12 protein-coding genes are annotated in these 16,342 nt (G+C 67.2%); 9 read left to right on the top strand and 3 right to left on the bottom strand.

Annotation, left to right across the window (positions count from 1 at the left end; all coding sequences use genetic code 11):
- Positions 1-3: 3 nt before the first annotated feature.
- Positions 4-1,653: a chaperonin GroEL gene (gene groL, locus BMG523DRAFT_RS17325; protein ID WP_011436923.1), complete on the top strand. Its 1,650-nt coding sequence runs from the start codon at positions 4-6 to the stop codon at positions 1,651-1,653.
- A gap of 278 nt (positions 1,654-1,931) precedes the next feature.
- Here groL and BMG523DRAFT_RS17330 read toward each other — a convergent pair whose 3' ends face one another.
- The 3 genes from BMG523DRAFT_RS17330 to BMG523DRAFT_RS17340 all read right to left on the bottom strand — a co-directional run bounded on the left by BMG523DRAFT_RS17330 (position 1,932) and on the right by BMG523DRAFT_RS17340 (position 6,352).
- Entirely contained in the window at positions 1,932-3,140 is a 1,209-nt protein-coding gene (locus BMG523DRAFT_RS17330; protein ID WP_011436922.1) for a ZIP family metal transporter, read from the bottom strand.
- A complete protein-coding gene (locus tag BMG523DRAFT_RS17335; RefSeq protein WP_023841946.1) occupies positions 3,137-4,153 on the bottom strand; it encodes a multicopper oxidase domain-containing protein in 1,017 nt (338 codons plus the stop codon). The genes BMG523DRAFT_RS17330 and BMG523DRAFT_RS17335 overlap by 4 nt, the downstream gene beginning before the upstream one ends.
- Positions 4,154-4,504: 351 nt before the next feature.
- Positions 4,505-6,352 carry a sigma-54-dependent Fis family transcriptional regulator gene (locus BMG523DRAFT_RS17340; RefSeq protein ID WP_011436920.1) on the bottom strand — a complete coding sequence of 616 codons (1,848 nt, stop codon included), beginning with the start codon at positions 6,350-6,352 and terminating at the stop codon, positions 4,505-4,507.
- Between the two features lie 182 nt (positions 6,353-6,534).
- Between BMG523DRAFT_RS17340 and BMG523DRAFT_RS17345 the strand changes: the two genes are divergently transcribed.
- The 8 genes from BMG523DRAFT_RS17345 to BMG523DRAFT_RS17380 form a co-directional block, all read left to right on the top strand.
- On the top strand, positions 6,535-8,448 hold the full coding sequence (locus BMG523DRAFT_RS17345; RefSeq protein WP_011436919.1) for a hydantoinase/oxoprolinase family protein: 1,914 nt from the start codon (positions 6,535-6,537) through the stop codon (positions 8,446-8,448).
- Between the two features lie 52 nt (positions 8,449-8,500).
- Positions 8,501-8,929 carry an acetone carboxylase subunit gamma gene (locus tag BMG523DRAFT_RS17350; RefSeq protein WP_043591636.1) on the top strand — a complete coding sequence of 143 codons (429 nt, stop codon included), beginning with the start codon at positions 8,501-8,503 and terminating at the stop codon, positions 8,927-8,929.
- 22 nt (positions 8,930-8,951) lie between these two features.
- The gene (locus tag BMG523DRAFT_RS17355; protein WP_011436917.1) at positions 8,952-11,078 is read left to right on the top strand and encodes a hydantoinase/oxoprolinase family protein; all 2,127 of its coding nucleotides are present in this window, start codon (positions 8,952-8,954) and stop codon (positions 11,076-11,078) included.
- A 35-nt stretch (positions 11,079-11,113) separates the two neighbouring features.
- Positions 11,114-13,438, top strand: a complete 2,325-nt coding sequence (locus tag BMG523DRAFT_RS17360) for a hydantoinase B/oxoprolinase family protein (protein WP_011436916.1) — start codon at positions 11,114-11,116, stop codon at positions 13,436-13,438.
- 51 nt (positions 13,439-13,489) lie between these two features.
- Complete coding sequence (locus BMG523DRAFT_RS17365) at positions 13,490-14,302, top strand: hypothetical protein (protein ID WP_043591638.1); 813 nt, start codon at positions 13,490-13,492, stop codon at positions 14,300-14,302.
- A gap of 1 nt (position 14,303) precedes the next feature.
- On the top strand, positions 14,304-15,095 hold the full coding sequence (locus tag BMG523DRAFT_RS17370) for a CoA transferase subunit A (RefSeq protein WP_011436914.1): 792 nt from the start codon (positions 14,304-14,306) through the stop codon (positions 15,093-15,095).
- Position 15,096: 1 nt separating this feature from the next.
- Complete coding sequence (locus tag BMG523DRAFT_RS17375; protein WP_011436913.1) at positions 15,097-15,783, top strand: 3-oxoacid CoA-transferase subunit B; 687 nt, start codon at positions 15,097-15,099, stop codon at positions 15,781-15,783.
- Between the two features lie 38 nt (positions 15,784-15,821).
- A partial coding sequence (locus BMG523DRAFT_RS17380; protein WP_043591641.1) for a beta-ketoacyl synthase N-terminal-like domain-containing protein occupies positions 15,822-16,342 on the top strand: 521 nt, incomplete at its 3' end.

Below are 16,342 nucleotides of genomic sequence, written 5' to 3' on the forward strand. Positions count from 1 at the left end.
GAGATGGCCAAGGATCTGCGGTTCAATGTCGAGGCGCGCCGCCTGCTGGAGGCCGGGGTCAATGCCCTGGCGGACGCCGTCAAGGTGACTCTGGGTCCAAAGGGCCGCAACGCCGTCATCGAAAAACTGACCGGGCCGCCCACCATCACCAATGACGGTGTGACCATAGCCAGGGAGATCCAGCTGCGTAACCCCTTCGCCAACATGGGGGCGCAACTGGTCAAGGAGGTCGCGACCAAGACCAACGGCACTGCCGGCGACGGAACCACCACCGCCACCGTGCTCGCGCAGGCCCTCGTCCGGGAGGGTCTGCATGCCGTGGACGGGGGCGCCAACCCGATGTTTCTCAAGAACGGCATCGAGGCTGCCGTGGCCGCCCTGCTAGAGGAGTTTGAAAAGTACCGGGGAGAGGTCGAGGGCGAGGCCGATCTTGCCCGGGTGGCGACCCTCGCCGCCAACAACGATGCCCGGATCGGCGACGTCGTGGCCGCGGCCCTTGGCCGGGTCGGCTGCGACGGGGTGGTCACGGTCGAGGAATCCCCGATCTTCGGACTCGAGGTCAGCTTCGTGGACGGTATCGAGTTGGACAACGGGTACCTCTCGCCGTACATGGTCACCGACACCGAGCGGATGGAGGCCGCCTACACCGACCCCTACATCCTGTTGACCAACGAGAAGATCTCTCAGGTTCAGACCCTGATGCCAGTCCTCGAGCTGGTCACCCGGGCCGGCGGCCAGTTGATCGTCTTCGCGGAGAACGTCGAGGGACCGGCACTGGGCATGCTGGTCGCCAACAATGTGCACGGGACCTTCCGGTCCGCGGTGGTCCGGGCACCCGGTTTCGGTCACCGTCGGTTGGCCGAGCTCAACGATCTCGCGGTTTTTCTGGGCGGTCAGGTGATTACCGCGGATGCCGGGCTTTCCCTGGACCGGGTCACCCTCGGCCAGCTCGGGCGTTGCAAGAAGGCCACCATTACCGAGCATGCGACTACGATCGTCGACGGCGCCGGTTCCGCCACCGAGATCCATGCCCGGATCGACCAGCTCAAGCGGGAGCTTGAACGGGCGGAGAACCCCCACGACCAGGACACGTTGCAGACCCGGATCGCCCGGTTGTCCGGCGGCGTCGCGGTGATCCGGGTCGGCGCCGTGACCGGTGTGGAGTTGAAGGAGAAGCTGCACCGGGTCGAGGACTCCCTCGCGGCGGCACGGGCTGCTCTCGCCGAAGGTGTCGTGGCGGGCGGTGGTACCGCACTGCTGCAAGCGGCCTCGGCCCTTGACAAGCTCACGCTGACCGGCGACGCCGCCGAAGGCAGGGAGATCGTTCGGCGGGCCATCGCCGAACCACTGCGCTGGATCGCGATCAACGCCGGCTACGACGGCGACGAAGTGGTCAAGCGGGTCGCCGAGCTGCCGCGCGGTCACGGTTTCAACGCCGCGACCGGAGAATACGGGGAGATGGCCGGCTTCGGTGTCATCGACCCGGTGAAAGTTACCCGTTGCGCGCTGCAGAGCGCGGCGTCGATCGCCGCGCTGTTGCTGACAACGGAAACCCTGGTTGTCGAGGAGGTCATCGGCAACCCGGGTGCCGTGATCGCTCCCGGATTCGGGGATCTCGCGGAGGGCCTGGTCCGGCCTTCCAACATCGCCTGATCGTCAGGCGGCCGGTGGGCGTGTCGGCAGCTGCCGACACGCCACGGCAGGAACGGTCTCGCGTCCGGTCAGCACCACCGTTTCCGGAGCGGATGACGCCGGTCCGGCGGGCCGCCTACCGCCGGACCGGCTTCGCGACCAACACGGAAGTGATCGGACAGCTGTCCCAGCCCGGTCAACCGCTTTTCAACGTCGAACTGACAGCGGGAGCCGGTGGCGGCCTGGAGAACTCCTGCCGCCACCGGCTCCCGCTTCTGTGCCTGGGGGTCCATCCGCGCTCAGCCGGTGAGCAGTCCGGTGGTGTACATGACGGCGATGCCGGCGAGGAATCCCCCGAGGACGTGACCGGTGCCGAGCCCGCCGGGTGCCCGGCGGGCCAGGCGGCGTCCGATCTCGACGACGACCTGCAGGGCTGCTCCGACCGCGATGGACAGGAACAGCACCCCGAGGACGTCGTTGATGAGGAATCCACCGATCCAGGTTCCGGCTATGGCGGGCGCACCCGCGACAAGCGCGAGGCTGACGAGCCGGGGCGCCTTCACCTCGGACTGTTCCGCGAGCGGGGCCGCGATGCCAAGTCCCTCGGTGATATTGTGGATCATGAATCCGACGATGAGGAACGTGCCGAGGACGAGCTTTCCCAGCGCGAAGGAGGAGCCGATGGCCAGGCCCTCACCGAGATTATGCAGGCCGATACCGATCGCGACGAGCGTTGCCAGCGTGGCTCCGCTCAGCCCGGCACCGGTATTGCCGGACAGGCGGCTGGCGACGAAGGTCAGGGCAAGGTAGCTGGCGGCGACACCGAACAGGACCACCCCGGTACCGTGCAGGCTGGTGGGCAGGCCGGCCTGAAGTTCGAATGCCTCGCCGAGGGCGTCGAAGGCCACGAAGGTGAGCAGACCAGCGGTGAGCGCCAGAAAGCCGCTGGTCCAGCGGGAGTCGGCCCGGCGTAGCGAGGGCAGCCAGGCCAGTCCGAGCGCGATCGGTACCACGCCGACGAGGAAGCCGATGATTGTGTAGCCAAGGATGCTGCGGCCGGTAACGCCGGGCGTCTCGACCGCCGCTGTGATCTTCTTGCTGGTCTGGATTCCGGTGGAGCTTGTCACCCCGACCGCGATCGGCTCCTCGGGTATCCACGGGTAGGGGACAGCAATGGTGGCCGAACGCAGATGATGCAGGACGCTTCCACCATCCACCGTGAAAGGCACGATCGCGTCGTCGACTGTGACCACGGCGATGGTGAGGTCGGCATGCTGGGGGTTGGTGACGTGGATGCGGATCTCGCCCGGTTCGAAGACGACGCGGCGAACGGCGAATTCGTCGGGTGCGGGAGGATTGGCGCGGATGAGTCCGGTTAGTGACGTTCCGGTGGACGTGAACAACCAGACGACCGCACCGAGCAGGGTGATCGGAACCAGCGCCCACAGCCGCCAGCGCAGGCCGCCCGACCGCGAGGCCTCCGGGAACCGTCGGGATTCGCTGGTCATGAGTTGGTCACCTCGAAAAATCCCATCCAGCCGAGTTCGGCGAACTCCGACTGGTGGGCATGGAACATGAAGCGGCCCGGGTAATGGAATTCGATCTCGATGATCCCGCGTTGGCCCTGGCAGAGCATGACCGTGTCCGTGTACTCGTACTGGTCCCCCGAGCCGGTCGGGTAGTAGCGGAAGAACTCGCCGTGCAGGTGAAACGAGTTTATGAGATCGAACTCGGTCAGGTTGGCCAGGTAGATCCGGACCAGTTCGCCGCGTTTGATCTGGATGGGATAGCGCGCATAGTAGAAGGCGCGCCCGTTGACCGTGTAGAAGTTGTTCTCACCGTCGCCGTCGGTATCGAAGCCGTTCATGACCATGACGAACTCCCGCGCCGTCGGGCGTGGCTGCGGTGGATCGATGATTAATGCGCCGTAAAGGCCCTTGGCAATATGTTTCTTGAGCGGCGTCGCGTGGCAGTGGTACATGTGCATCCCGTAGGGGGTCGCCGGGAAATTGTAAACGAAGGTTCCACCGGGATCGACGATCTCGAAGACACCATCCATATTCGCTGGGTGTATCCCGTGGAAATGAATGGTATGCGGGTGCATACTGCCGTTGGTGAACCGCACGCGTAGCAGGTCACCCTCGGTCGCGCGGATGACCGGACCGGGAACCGTGCCGTTGTACGTCCAGGCCGGGAAGGTGACACCCTGCGCAATCTCGATCTCCTTGTCCATAGCGAAGATCTTGTATTCGCGCACTCGGCCGGGCTGATGTACCAGAGCCGGCGGCGGGTGGAGGAGGTCGTCGAGGTCGTGGGGGCCGCCTGGTGCCGGGACCCCGGGGCCGATCATCGCCCCGTGGCCTGTGGCCGGATGGCTTGCAGGCATCGAGGTGTGCTGTTCACTCGAGGTGTGCTGCTCAGCTGCCGTGATCGAGGCCGCAAGCGTGGTGATGGGCGCCGCGGCGATCAGCGGGGCACTGGCCAGCAGCCCGCGTCGCGTGGCTTTCCCGTACTCACTCACCGCGCCTGCCCGAACTCCGCCGACAGTCTGTCGATCAATAGGTAGGTCTCACGCATCGCCGTCGGGCGCTGGCGGCTCATACGACTCCTTACGGTGTGAGCGCGGACGGTCACCGAAGCCAGGGCGGGTCACTGGTTGGGCTGTACTCGGGGTGACGACCACGTCATTCGGGTGATTTGCATCACACAACATCACACCCCATGGGCGGCGGGAAGGCGGTCTCAACATGAGACGGCTGCACGGGCTTATACCTCTCCGCTTCATGCGGACCGCCGGCGCGGGGCATGCCCTGGTTCAGACTGAGCCAAGGGCGGTCCGTCCCACCGGGGACGCGTCAGGCGGTGATGCCCGTCAGGCGGTGATGCCGTAGGCCTTCAGCTTGCGGTAAAGGCCGGACCGCGACATCCCGAGCCTGGTGGCCGCCAGCATTCGGTTGCCCTCGGTCTCCTGGAGAGCGGCGACGATCGTGTCCCGCTCGGCTGCCTCCAGCGGGGTGAGCACGTGCCGCGAGGTGGTCTGGCAGTAGGCCGGCAGGTCCTGGGCCTGGATCTCCCCGACCGGTCGCCGCCGCAGCGCGTGTTCGAGGGCCTCGCGCAGCTGGGAGACGTTGCGTGGCCAGGAGTAGCGCGCGATGATCCGCTCGGCGGCTGGGCTGAGCCGCACCTTGCGGTTGGGGGCCATGTCGCGCAGGACCGACGAGGTGATGGCGGTGAGGTCATCGGTACGGCATCGCAGCGGCGGCACAGTGATCGCTACCTCGAAGTGGCCGAGGAGTGCGTGGAACGGCAGGTCGGAGTCCAGTGAGGAGTCCGACAGGGTCGCAACGAATGAGGTCGGGTTGTCGAGCCTGCCGATCGCAGTGAAGAACACGTCGAGCTGTTCGACCCCTTCGGTGCTGGCCTGGTCGACATTGCGGACGATGTAGAGGGTCGGCTCTGGCTTGCCCGCGAGCAGTGAGTCGATGTCGGTCTCGGAGTTCTCGATGGTCAGCTGGGAGGCGTCCATCGACACGCTTCGGCCGCCCGGGTGTGAGGCGTGGAAGATCTCGGCGACCAGGGTGAACTTGCCGGTGCCGGTCTCACCGAGCACGATCGCCGGCTTCTTCGCTATGAGGGCTTCGCGCAGCTTGTCGCACGCGCGTACCCATGCCGGTGACCGACCACCGGTAATGGTCTCGTGCGGCCGGTACAGGTCGCCGGCGATGCGGGAGGTCTGCAGGGTCGCGACCGCGATCTGTGGCAGCACCTGCTCGGTGAAGTCGCCCGGCGATCCGGCCTTCTCCGTGGCGACGAGGTCGGCGATCACCACCATGCCGGCCACCTCGGAGCCGGCCAGGATCCGGGTGCCCCGGATATGGACCATGCGTCCCCCCGGCAGGACCAGGGTGTCGCTCACCCGGTCGCGGCGGCTCATGAGGAAGGTCGCGTGCTCGCGCAGGGTCAGCTGCTCGCTGGCGTCGAACAGGCCCTGGGCCGGGGTGTTGGCGATGAAGACCGAGTCACCGAAGGCGAAGACGGCCTGTCGGGACGCCCGGGCTTCGACGCGCAGGTAGGTCTCGAAAACGGCCTGCTGGGACTGGCTGCGATCCAGTAACAGGTTGCGGCTGATGTCCTTGGCGGCGCTCTTCACCAAGGTGTGCATCAGCGGGCTCCAGGTCTGGGTGAGCGTGGAGATGTCCAGCACTCCCTCCACCCGGCCGGTGAGAGGATCGATGACCGGGGCGCCGGTGCAGGCGAAGCATTGCAGGGGCTCGGTGAAGTGCTCCGGCCCGACGATGCTGACCGGCTGACCGGCCTCGATCACGGTGCCCACACCGTTGGTGCCCATCATCGACTCGGAGTAGTTGAACCCTGGCGCGAATTCGACCCTGTCGAGCAACCGCCCGACCGTCGATGACAAGTCGATGCGCTGAACCAGCCTGGCCCTGTGGTCGGTCAGGGCGATGACCAGCGGGAGGTCCGCGGTGTCGTTGCCGAGCTGAGTGAGCACCGGGCGTGCGCAGCGCACCAGCCGGGACCCGGTGTCGATGTCGTCGATGTAGTCGCTGTGCGGCCGTGCGCTGTCGACGCCGGCCGCCTGGCTGCGTTCCCATGATGCCGCGAGCACGTCGGGGACACCGACGGCACCCGCGCGGCCGCACTCCAGGAAGTCCGCCCGGGCTGCGGCCACCCGTAAGAGGCGGTTCGCGGTGTCCGGCATGTGCACCTCCTCGGGGGTCCTGGATGGCCCCGTGGAAGAACATCGTGGCTGAGAGCCACGCCACATCCAAGAGCAGTGAGTGTCCAATTTTGGGACACCGACACCCGGTGGGACACCAGCAGGGTTGTCCCAACAACGGGGCCTGCGCATGGAACCCAGGGAGTCACGAACCGAGGAGCGTCATGGACACCCTGATCAACATCGACAACGGTGGCACGCTTACCGACATCTGCGTCTGGGATGGCGACCAGTTCACCTACACCAAGTCCCTCACTACTCCGCACGACCTGTCGGAGTGCCTCTTCGACGGGATCGAGAAGGCCTCGGTCGCCCTCTACGGCGAAGCCAACACGGAGAAGCTGCTGCACGCTACGCAGCACATCCGATACTCGACCACCCAGGGCACCAACGCCCTGGTCGAGCGGCGGGGCCCGATGATCGGCATCCTCACCACGATGCCGGGCCTGTTCGAGCGGATGCGCGGCGGTGAAGCCGAGAAGGACCTCTTCGACGGCCTGATCGCCGACCGGATGCTCACCATCGACATGGGCGCGACCGATGAGGAGATCGACTTCGAAGTCGTCCAGCGGATCAACCAGCTCACCACCCTGGGCGCCGCCCGGGTGGTGGTGGCTGGTGAGTCGCCGGAACAGGAGCGTCGCCTACGCAGCGTGTTGCTGCGCAAGTTCCCGCGGCACCTGCTCGGCTCGATCCCGCTCCTGTACTCGTGGTCCCTCGCCGGCGACCGGGACCACCCGCGTCGGGTGTGGTCGTGCGTGCTCAACTCGTTCCTGCACCCGACCATGGAGCGGTTCCTGTACGGGGCGGAGCGGCGGCTGAAGTCGTACAGGGTGCTCAACCCGCTGCTGGTCTACCGCAACGACGGAGCCTCCTCGCGGGTGGCCAAGGCGGTGGCGCTGAAGACGTACTCCTCCGGGCCGCGCGGCGGCTTGGAAGGTACGGCGGCGCTGGCTCGCACGTACGGCCTCGATCACACGCTGATGATGGACATCGGCGGCACCACCACCGACGTGGGGGTCGTCCGCGGCGGCGCGGCGGCGGCCGATGAGCGCGGCACCATCGAGGGCGTCCCGATCTCCTACCCGATGAGCAACGTGCACTCGACCGGGGTCGGTGGGTCCTCGGTGATCTCGGTGGTGGACGGGCAGATCATGGTCGGGCCGCGCAGTGTGGGGGCGGCCCCCGGCCCCGCCTGCTTCGGCTTCGGTGGCAAGGAAGCCACGATCACCGACGTCAACCTGCTGCTCGGCGTCCTCGACGCCAGCACCTACCTCGACGGCACCTTCCGGCTCGACGCCGACCGTTCGGCCGCGGTCATCACCGAGACCATCGCCGAGCCGCTGGGCATCAGCCTGGAGGAGTCGCTGATCCGGATGGAGCGGGCCTACTTCGAGGCGCTGGCACACTCCTTCGCGCACCTGATCGAGGAGAACTCGACCCTCATCGCCTTCGGTGGCGCCGGCCCGATGAGCGCCGTTGGTGCCGCTCGTCCGGCAGGGGTGAAGAAGGTGCTGATCCCGCGGATGGCGGCGGTCTTCTCCGCGTTCGGCATTGCCTTCTCCGACATCGGCAAGACCTACGAGGTCGGCGTGCCGGAGCCGACCACGGCAAGCACCGCGGCGACGTACGACGAGATGCTTGCCCGGGCCAGGCGCGACATTTTCCAGGAGGGCTACGACCTCGACGACTGCCGCACCGAGGTACTGCTCACCATCGAGGAGACCGACGGGTCGCCGGTGGAGACCAGGCCGTACCAGTCCGGCGACGCCGCGGACTTCCCCGGGAAGCAGGTCTCCCTGCAACTGTCGGTGACGGCCGCGCTGCCGCACCCCGACGTTGCTCCCGACACCGACGTGCCCGCGATCCGGGTGACGAGCAATGAGACCCGCCTGGTCCGTTCCGCGCCCGACCAGGTCGACAAGGTGCCGGTGTTCGTGCTCGCCGAGATGCCGCCCGGTGGAAGTGGCGAGGGCCCGGTGATCGTCGAGGGCCCGTTCTTCACCGCCCGCGTGCTGCCCGGCTGGCAGTTCCGGGTCACCGCCTCGGGGGACCTGCTGCTGACCGACACCCACTGACCTCCCCTGACGGCCCCGAGCGTCCCCTGACAGCTACGAGAGGAAAGTCATCATGCGGGTCCCCATGACCGAATACCTGGTCATCGACCTCGACACCGAGCGCTGGGTCTGCCGGGTGTGCGGCCGCGACATCTGGTCTGCCCACGGGAACTACAAACTCGGCTGCCTGGTCTACGACCGCGACCCACGGGAGATCCACCAGCCGATCATCGATCCCGACCGCTACGAGTTCACCTTTTCCCCGGACCCGACGTACTGCCGGATCCTGGAGTTCTACTGCCCCGGCTGCGCCACCCAGATCGAGACCGAATACGTGCCCCCGGGACACCCGCCGACGGCCGATCTCGTCATCGACGTCGCCGCGCTGCGCACCCAGTGGGAGGAACGCGGCGTCGACCCCGAGCAGGTCCACAACTACGGGCCCGGCGAGGACGCGCAGAAATACACCGCCATGCACAAGGCGACCGGCCACATCCGCTGATCTCGCAGGGAGAACCGAGACAATGAAACGTATCTCCGTCGACATCGGCGGCACCTTCACCGACTGCTTCTTCGTCTGGGACGAGACCTACGTCGAGGCGAAGGCGCTGACCACGCACCACAACCTGGCGCTGGGCTTCAACGAGGCGCTCGACCTGGCGTGCAGCCGGGCCGGACTGGACCGCGGCACCGTGCTCACCGAGGTCGACTCGGTCCGCTACGCCACCACCCTGGGCACCAACGCTCTCATCGAGCGCAAGGGACCCAAGGTGGGGGCGATCGTCACTCATGGCTTCGAGGACACCATCCCGCTCTCCCGCGGCCGGGGGTACGGCGAGGGCCTGGACTACTCGATGCAACAGAACCTCCCGGCAGCCGAACGGCCCGAACCGCTGGTGCCGCGCTACCTGATCCGCTCGGTCAAGGAACGCGTCAACTCGGCCGGCACGATCGTGGCGAGGCTCGATCCCGAGGACGTCCGCACGGTGGTCCGTGAGCTGGTGGATGCCGGCGCCGAGGCCCTGGTGGTCTCGCTGGTCAACGCCACCGAGAACCCCGAGCACGAGCTGGCGATCCAGGAGATCATCCTCGACGAGTTCCCGGCCCACGAGCTGGGTGCCATCCCGGTGCTGCTGGGCCACCAGGTCTCCGGTCGCAAGGGCGAATACGTGCGGGCGACCTCCACCATCGTGGACGGCTTCCTGCACGAGATCATGTTTCACGCGCTCAGCCAGCTCTCGAACAACCTGCGCGACGCCGGCTACGGCAAGCCGATGCTGGTCATCCACAACTCCGGTGGCATGGCGCAGATGAACTCCACCGACGCCCTGCAGACCATCCACTCCGGTCCGATCGCCGGCGTCGGCGCCGCGGAGCACCTGTCGAACGAGACGGGCCTGGGCCATGTGATCTCCACTGACATGGGCGGCACGTCCTTCGACATCGGCCTGGTGCCCGAGGGCGGCGTGAAGCACTACGACTTCCTGCCGACCATCGACCGCTGGCTGGTGTCGGTGCCGATGGTGCACCTCGACACGCTCGGTGCCGGCGGCGGCTCCATCGCGTCGTACGACCGGATTCACAACTCCATCAAGATCGGCCCGGAGTCGGCCGGCTCCAACCCCGGCCCGGCCTGCTACGACCGCGGCGGACTGCGTCCGACGGTGACCGACGCCGACCTGTTGCTCGGCTATCTGGACCCGGACAACTACGCCAACGGCTACATCAAGCTCAACCCGAAGCGCTCCCGGTTCGCCGTCGAAGAGAACCTGTGCGACCAGCTCGACATGGACGTTCTCGCCATCGCCCGCGCGATCAAGGACGGTGTTGACGAGCAGATGGCGATCGGCATCGGCAAGGAGCTGCGGGTGCGCGGCTACCTGCCGGAGGACTTCACGATGCTCGCCTACGGCGGCAACGGTCCGCTGCACGCCTGCGGTATTGCTCGCCATGCCGGCATCAAGCAGATCCTGGCCCCGCCGTTCTCGTCGGTGTTCTCCGCCTGCGGCGCCGGCAACATGAAGCAGCTGCACTTCCACGAGCGCGGCGTGCACATCACGATGTACAACGCCACCTCCCGGTCGCTGTACGACAAGTACGAGGAGTTCAACGCGATCGTCGAGGAACTCGAGGCCCGGGGCCGGGAGGACCTGGTGCGTCAGGGCTTCGCGGCCGACGACGTGAAGTACCGCCTGGAACTGGACATGCGCTACGGCAACCAGCTGCTCACCCAGGCCGTCGCCCTCGACATCAACCGGATGAACGGTGTCGGCGACGTACTGCACATGATCCGCACCTTCGGTGATGTCTACAGCCACCGGTTCGGCGCCAGCAGCGCGGCACCCGAAGCCGGGATCCGGGTGGGGACCGTGCGGGTGGCCTCCTACGTCGACGGCGACGTCGTCAACTTCGACTCGCTGGAGGCCGGCGGCGAGCGCACGGTGCCGACCGAGGTGTCGCACCGCAAGGTCTACTTCATCGGCCAGGACGACTCGATCGAGACGCCGGTCTACGACCAGGCCGCGCTGTCGCACGAGCGGGTGATCCCCGGCCCCGCGATCGTCACCACCGAGAACACCACCTACCTCGTCGAGCCGGGCTGGCGTCTGGAGCCGACGGTGCAGGGCGCCGTCTGGTTCCTGCAGGACTGATCGAGTACACCGTCGAGCGCACCAGGGAGAAGACGATGACTGTCACGGACGACAGCGCCACGCAGGAGCAGGCCGCCGAGCAGAACACCCTCACGCCCCAGGAGCGGGAGTGGGTCGACCAGTTCATGGACGAGACCACCCTCTTCCTCGGTCCCGACCCGGTGATCATGCGTGACCACTCCATCCAGGAACGGACGTCGCGGGAGGAGACGGCGATCGCCGCCGGTGTCGACCGGCTGGTGGTCGAGCGGATCCGCAAGCGGATTGCCGGTGCGCTCGACGAGGGCTACGAGATGTGCGAGGCGCAGGGTGCCGCGCCCGGGGCGAAGTGGGGTGACCTGACGACCGCGATCTACACCGCGGCCGGGGACGTGTCCTACCTCTCCTGCCACGGGGTGATCGCGTTCTCCGCGATCCTGCACCACCCGATCCGGTACATCATGAAGTACTGGAAGGACGAGCCGACCGTCGGTATCCACGAGGGCGACGGATTCATCCACAACGACGCCCGGTTCGGCAACGTCCACAACACCGACCAGTCGATGATCATGCCGATCATACGTGGGGGTGAGATCATCGCGTGGGTGGCGGCGACCATCCACGAAGGCGAGAACGGCGCCTGCGAGCCGGGCGGCATGCCGTCGGGCTCGGAGACCCCGTTCGACGACGGCCTCCGGATGAGCCCGTTCAAGATCGTCGAGCGTGGTCATCTGCGCCGGGACCTGCTGACCTTCCTCCAGCACTCGGTGCGCGACCCCAAGCTGCAGCTGGCCGACCTGAAGGTGAAGATCACCGCGGTACGCAAGATCATGGAGCGCATCGACAAGGTCATCGACGAGGTCGGCGTCGACACGTTCGTGGCGGCCCTGCGGGTCACCGTCGAGGACGTCGACGCGGAGGTCCGCCGCCGGATCTCCGAGCTTCCCGACGGCACGTACTCCTTCAACCAGTTCATGGACTCGACGCTGAAGGAGAACATCCTCATCAAGATCGCCTGCAGGATCCACGTCAAGGGCGACAAGATGACCGTCGACCTGCGTGGCACCGGACCGGAGATCATCAACCGGGCGATCAACTCTCCGCTGTGCTCGGTGAAGTCGATGATGATGCAGGCGATCCTGGCGTTCTGGTGGCCAGACCTGCCGCGCTGCACGGCGGCGATGAGCTGCATCGAGATCATCTCCGACGAGGGCACCTGGGCCGACGCGTCCTACGACGCCCCGATGGGACAGTCGCTGCAGGCCTCGTTCCGAGGCTTCTCGATGATGCAGGCGCTCTACGGAAAGATGTCGTTCTCCACGCCGCACAAGTACTCGAACATCGTGGCCAACTGGTTCAACCAGATCAACACGTTCCTGTGGGGCGGTGTCACCCAACACGGCGACATGGTCGGCAACCTGTGTGCCGACCTCAACGGCATGCCCGGGGGAGCCAAGCCCTTCCGGGACGGTGAGGACGCCGTCTCGCCGCTCTTCTGCGCCATGGCCGACACGGCCGAGCAGGAGGTCATGGAGGAGGAGGTGCCCTTCATGCAGCTGGTGGCCAAGCGCCTGGTCCGCGACAACATGGGCTTCGGCAAGTTCACCGGCGGCATGGGCTACGAGATGATCGTGGCCGCCGAGGGCACGCCGGAGTGGGGCTTCATGACGGTGACCTCCGGAGCGAAGTTCTCGTCCATCTACGGCATGTTCGGGGGCTACGGCTGCGGCACCTACCCGCTGGCGATGGTCAAGGGCACGAATGTCTACGAGCACATTCGTCGGGACAACAAGAAGTTCGACCTCTCGATCGAGAAGGTCATGAACGAGCGTCCGTTCCCGGACGGGAAGTACTCGACCTATCACATGGGTCTGCAGTACGACCGCGCCAAGGACGGCGAGCTCTACATGATCTCCCAGGGCGCCGGTGGTGGGTACGGCGACCCGCTGGAGCGCCTGCCCGAGTCGGTGGTGCGCGATGCCGAGCTCGGCCGGATCAGCCAGAAGGTCGCCGAGGAGATCTTCGGTGTCCGCTATGACCCGATCACCTTCCGGCTCGACGCCGAGGGCACCAGGCAGGCCCGCGAGCGGGTCCGCCAGACGCGCCTGACGCGCGGCAAGCCCTACGCGGAGTTCGTCAAGGATTTCGTCACCGAGGAGCCGCCGAAGGACCTCCTCTACTACGGCTCCTGGGGCGACGACACCAAGGACCTCACCGCCACGGTGTTCACCATCGACGGTCCCCAGCGGGTCAAGGCGCCGCTGAAGGAACTGCCGATCATCGTGATTCCGGACCGCCGGGAGCTGAAGATCGCGGCGCTGGAGGCGCGCGTGCGGGAGCTGGAGGACAGGCACGGCGAGGACGTCAAGCGTCTCGCCTGAGGTTTACGGAGCCCTGAGGTTTACGGAGCCCTGAGGTTCAAGGAGCACTGAATGTCTTCTCTCACTGCCCTGCTCGCTGCCGCGCCCGGCGGCCGGGCGCTGGTGATCGACCACGACGCCTACGCGACGGCAGTGCTACGGCAGGGCAGCGAGATCCCCTGGGGTGACCTCGCCGCCCTGACCGGGCACGTCGCCCAGGTCCAGGCCCTGCTGGATCCGGATGCGGTGTTCGTCAATGCCGAGGCGTTCTACGACGCGTATCTCGCGGCGACGCCTGACCTGGTGAGCGCGCTGGGGAAGCGTAGCCGCACGGGCTATGCGTTACGCACCCTGCTCGGTGACGAGCCCGCCGTCGAGCGGTTGGTCCTGACCATGCGCACGCTGGCGGACTCGACCCGGCGACGGGTCGTGCTGTCGGTGCCGTCGCCCGCGAGGTGGTTGCTGCGGGCACATGACCGGGCCGGCACGGGGCTGGACGAGGTGAGCGAGGACCACGCCGACAGCGCCTCCATGTACCTCGCCGAATGGCTGGGGCGCTTGGGGTCGCCGCCGCTGGGACTGCTGCTCCTTGATGCCCGGGCCCGCCGCGGGGACTCCGCCACGCTGGAGTTCCCGGAGCGGGCGGGTGGCTATACCTCGCTGACCAATGTGGCCGGGCACTTCGACTGGACGCTGGCGGTGCGATTCGCCTCCTCGGTCGACGTGGCCGGCGATGTCACGCGGGCTGTCGTCCTTCCCGATGCGTTCTGGCACGGCGAGGGCGAGGCGCCTCGTGACGAAGCCCGGCTTGTGCTGACCACGATCCCGGCCGATGCGCCGCCCGAGACGGTTCTGCTGTGCCGGGCCCTGCTGAAGGAGGGGTGAGATGGACAAGGTCGTGGCGTCGGCGCAGGAGGCGGTCGCCGATATTCCGGTCGGGGCCAGCGTGGCGAGTGGTGGTTTCGGGGTCTGCGGCATCCCGTCGGTGCTCCTTGCCGCGCTCGCCGAACAGGGGGCCTCGGACCTGACCGTCATTTCCAACAACTGCGGGATCCCGGGTGTGGGTAACTCGCTGCTGCTGGAGGGCGGGCGGATCCGCCGTCTGGTGGCGTCGTACGTGGGGGAGAACAAGGAACTGGAACGGCAGTACCTCTCCGGGAAGGTCGAGATCGAGTTCAACCCGCAGGGGACGCTGGCGGAGCGGCTGCGCGCCGGTGGAGCCGGGATCGCGGCGTTCTACACCCGCACCGGCGTCGGCACGCAGGTCGCCGACGGCGGGCTGCCGATCAGGTACGACGCCTCGGGCGAGGTGGCGCTGGCCTCGCAGCCCAAGCCGACCGAGGTCTTCGAGGTCGACGGGGTGCCGCAGGTCTTCGTGCGGGAGACGGCGCTGCGGCCGGACTTCGCCCTGGTGCGGGCCCGGCGTGGTGACCGGCACGGCAACCTGGTTTTCCGCAGGGCCGCCCGCAACTTCAACCCGCTCTGCGCCATGGCCGGGAGGGTGACGATCGCGGAAGTGGAGGAACTCGTCGAGCCGGGTGCGCTGGATCCCGACGAGATCCACCTGCCCGGAGTCTTCGTGCAGCGGGTGGTGGCGTTGACGCCCGGCCAGGCCGCGGACAAGGGGATCGAGCGGCTCACCCTGCGTGCCGTCACAACCGCTGCAGGAGGTGCCTGAGATGCCCTGGTCCCGGGACGACATGGCCGCCCGTGCGGCGGCGGAACTCAACGACGGGGACTACGTCAACCTCGGCATCGGTCTGCCGACGCTGGTTCCCAACCACGTGCCCGACGGCGTGGAGATCGTGTTGCAGAGTGAGAACGGCATCCTCGGCCTGGGTCCCTACCCGGTCGCCGGCGAGGAGGACCCGGATCTCATCAACGCCGGCAAGGAGACGGTGACGACCGCGACGGGAGCAAGCTTCTTCGACTCCGCCACCAGTTTCGGGATGATCCGTGGGGGGAAGATCGATGCGGCGATCCTCGGCGCCATGCAGGTCAGCGAGCGCGGGGACCTGTCGAACTGGGTGGTGCCCGGCAAGCTGGTCAAGGGCATGGGGGGCGCGATGGACCTGGTCCACGGCGCCCGCCGCGTGATCGTTCTGATGGAGCACTGCGCCAAGGACGGATCGCCGAAGATCCTGCCCGCGAACACGCTCCCGCTGACCGGCACAGGTGTCGTGCAGCGCATCATCACCGACCTCGCCGTCATCGACGTGACCTCCGATGGTCTGGTGCTGGTGGAGACGGCGCCGGGCGTCACCGCCGACGACGTGCGGAAGGTGACACCGGTACGGCTGGCTCAGGTGGGCACGAAGCCTGGTGCCGGCGTGGCGGGCGGACCTGCCGGGGTGTCTTGGCAGTGACCTGCCGGGGTGTCTCAGCAGTGAAGGGTGTCTGAGCGTTGAAGGGACTGGATGTGGACCACGACGTGGAGATCGTGGGCTGGGGTCATACCCCGTTTGGCCGTCTGCCCGAGGAGACTCTGGAGTCGCTGATCGTTGCCGCCGCGCGGGAGGCGATCGCGTCGGCGGGTCTGCGCCCGCGGGAGATCGACGAGATTGTTCTCGGTACCTATAACGCGGGGTTGCAGCCGTTGGCGTTTCCTTCCTCGCTGGTGCTGGAGGCCGATGACGATCTGCTGTTCACCCCGGCGACCCGGGTGGAGAACGCGTGTGCGAGCGGGTCGGCGGCGTTGCTGTGCGGGGTGCGGGCGATTCGGTCCGGGCAGGCGCGCCGGGTGCTGGTGGTCGGGGCGGAGAAGATGACCCACGCGTCGGCCGAGGCTGTCGGTGGGGCTTTGCTGGGTGCCGACTATGAGCATGCCGGCGAGTGCGCGCCTGCCGGGTTCGCGCGGTTGTTCGCCGATGTCGCCGAGGCCTACTTCACCAAGTATGGTGATCACAGTGACGCGTTGGCGCGGAT

It is taken from the genome of Frankia sp. BMG5.23, assembly GCF_000685765.2.
GTDB lineage: Bacteria > Actinomycetota > Actinomycetes > Frankiales > Frankiaceae > Frankia > Frankia casuarinae.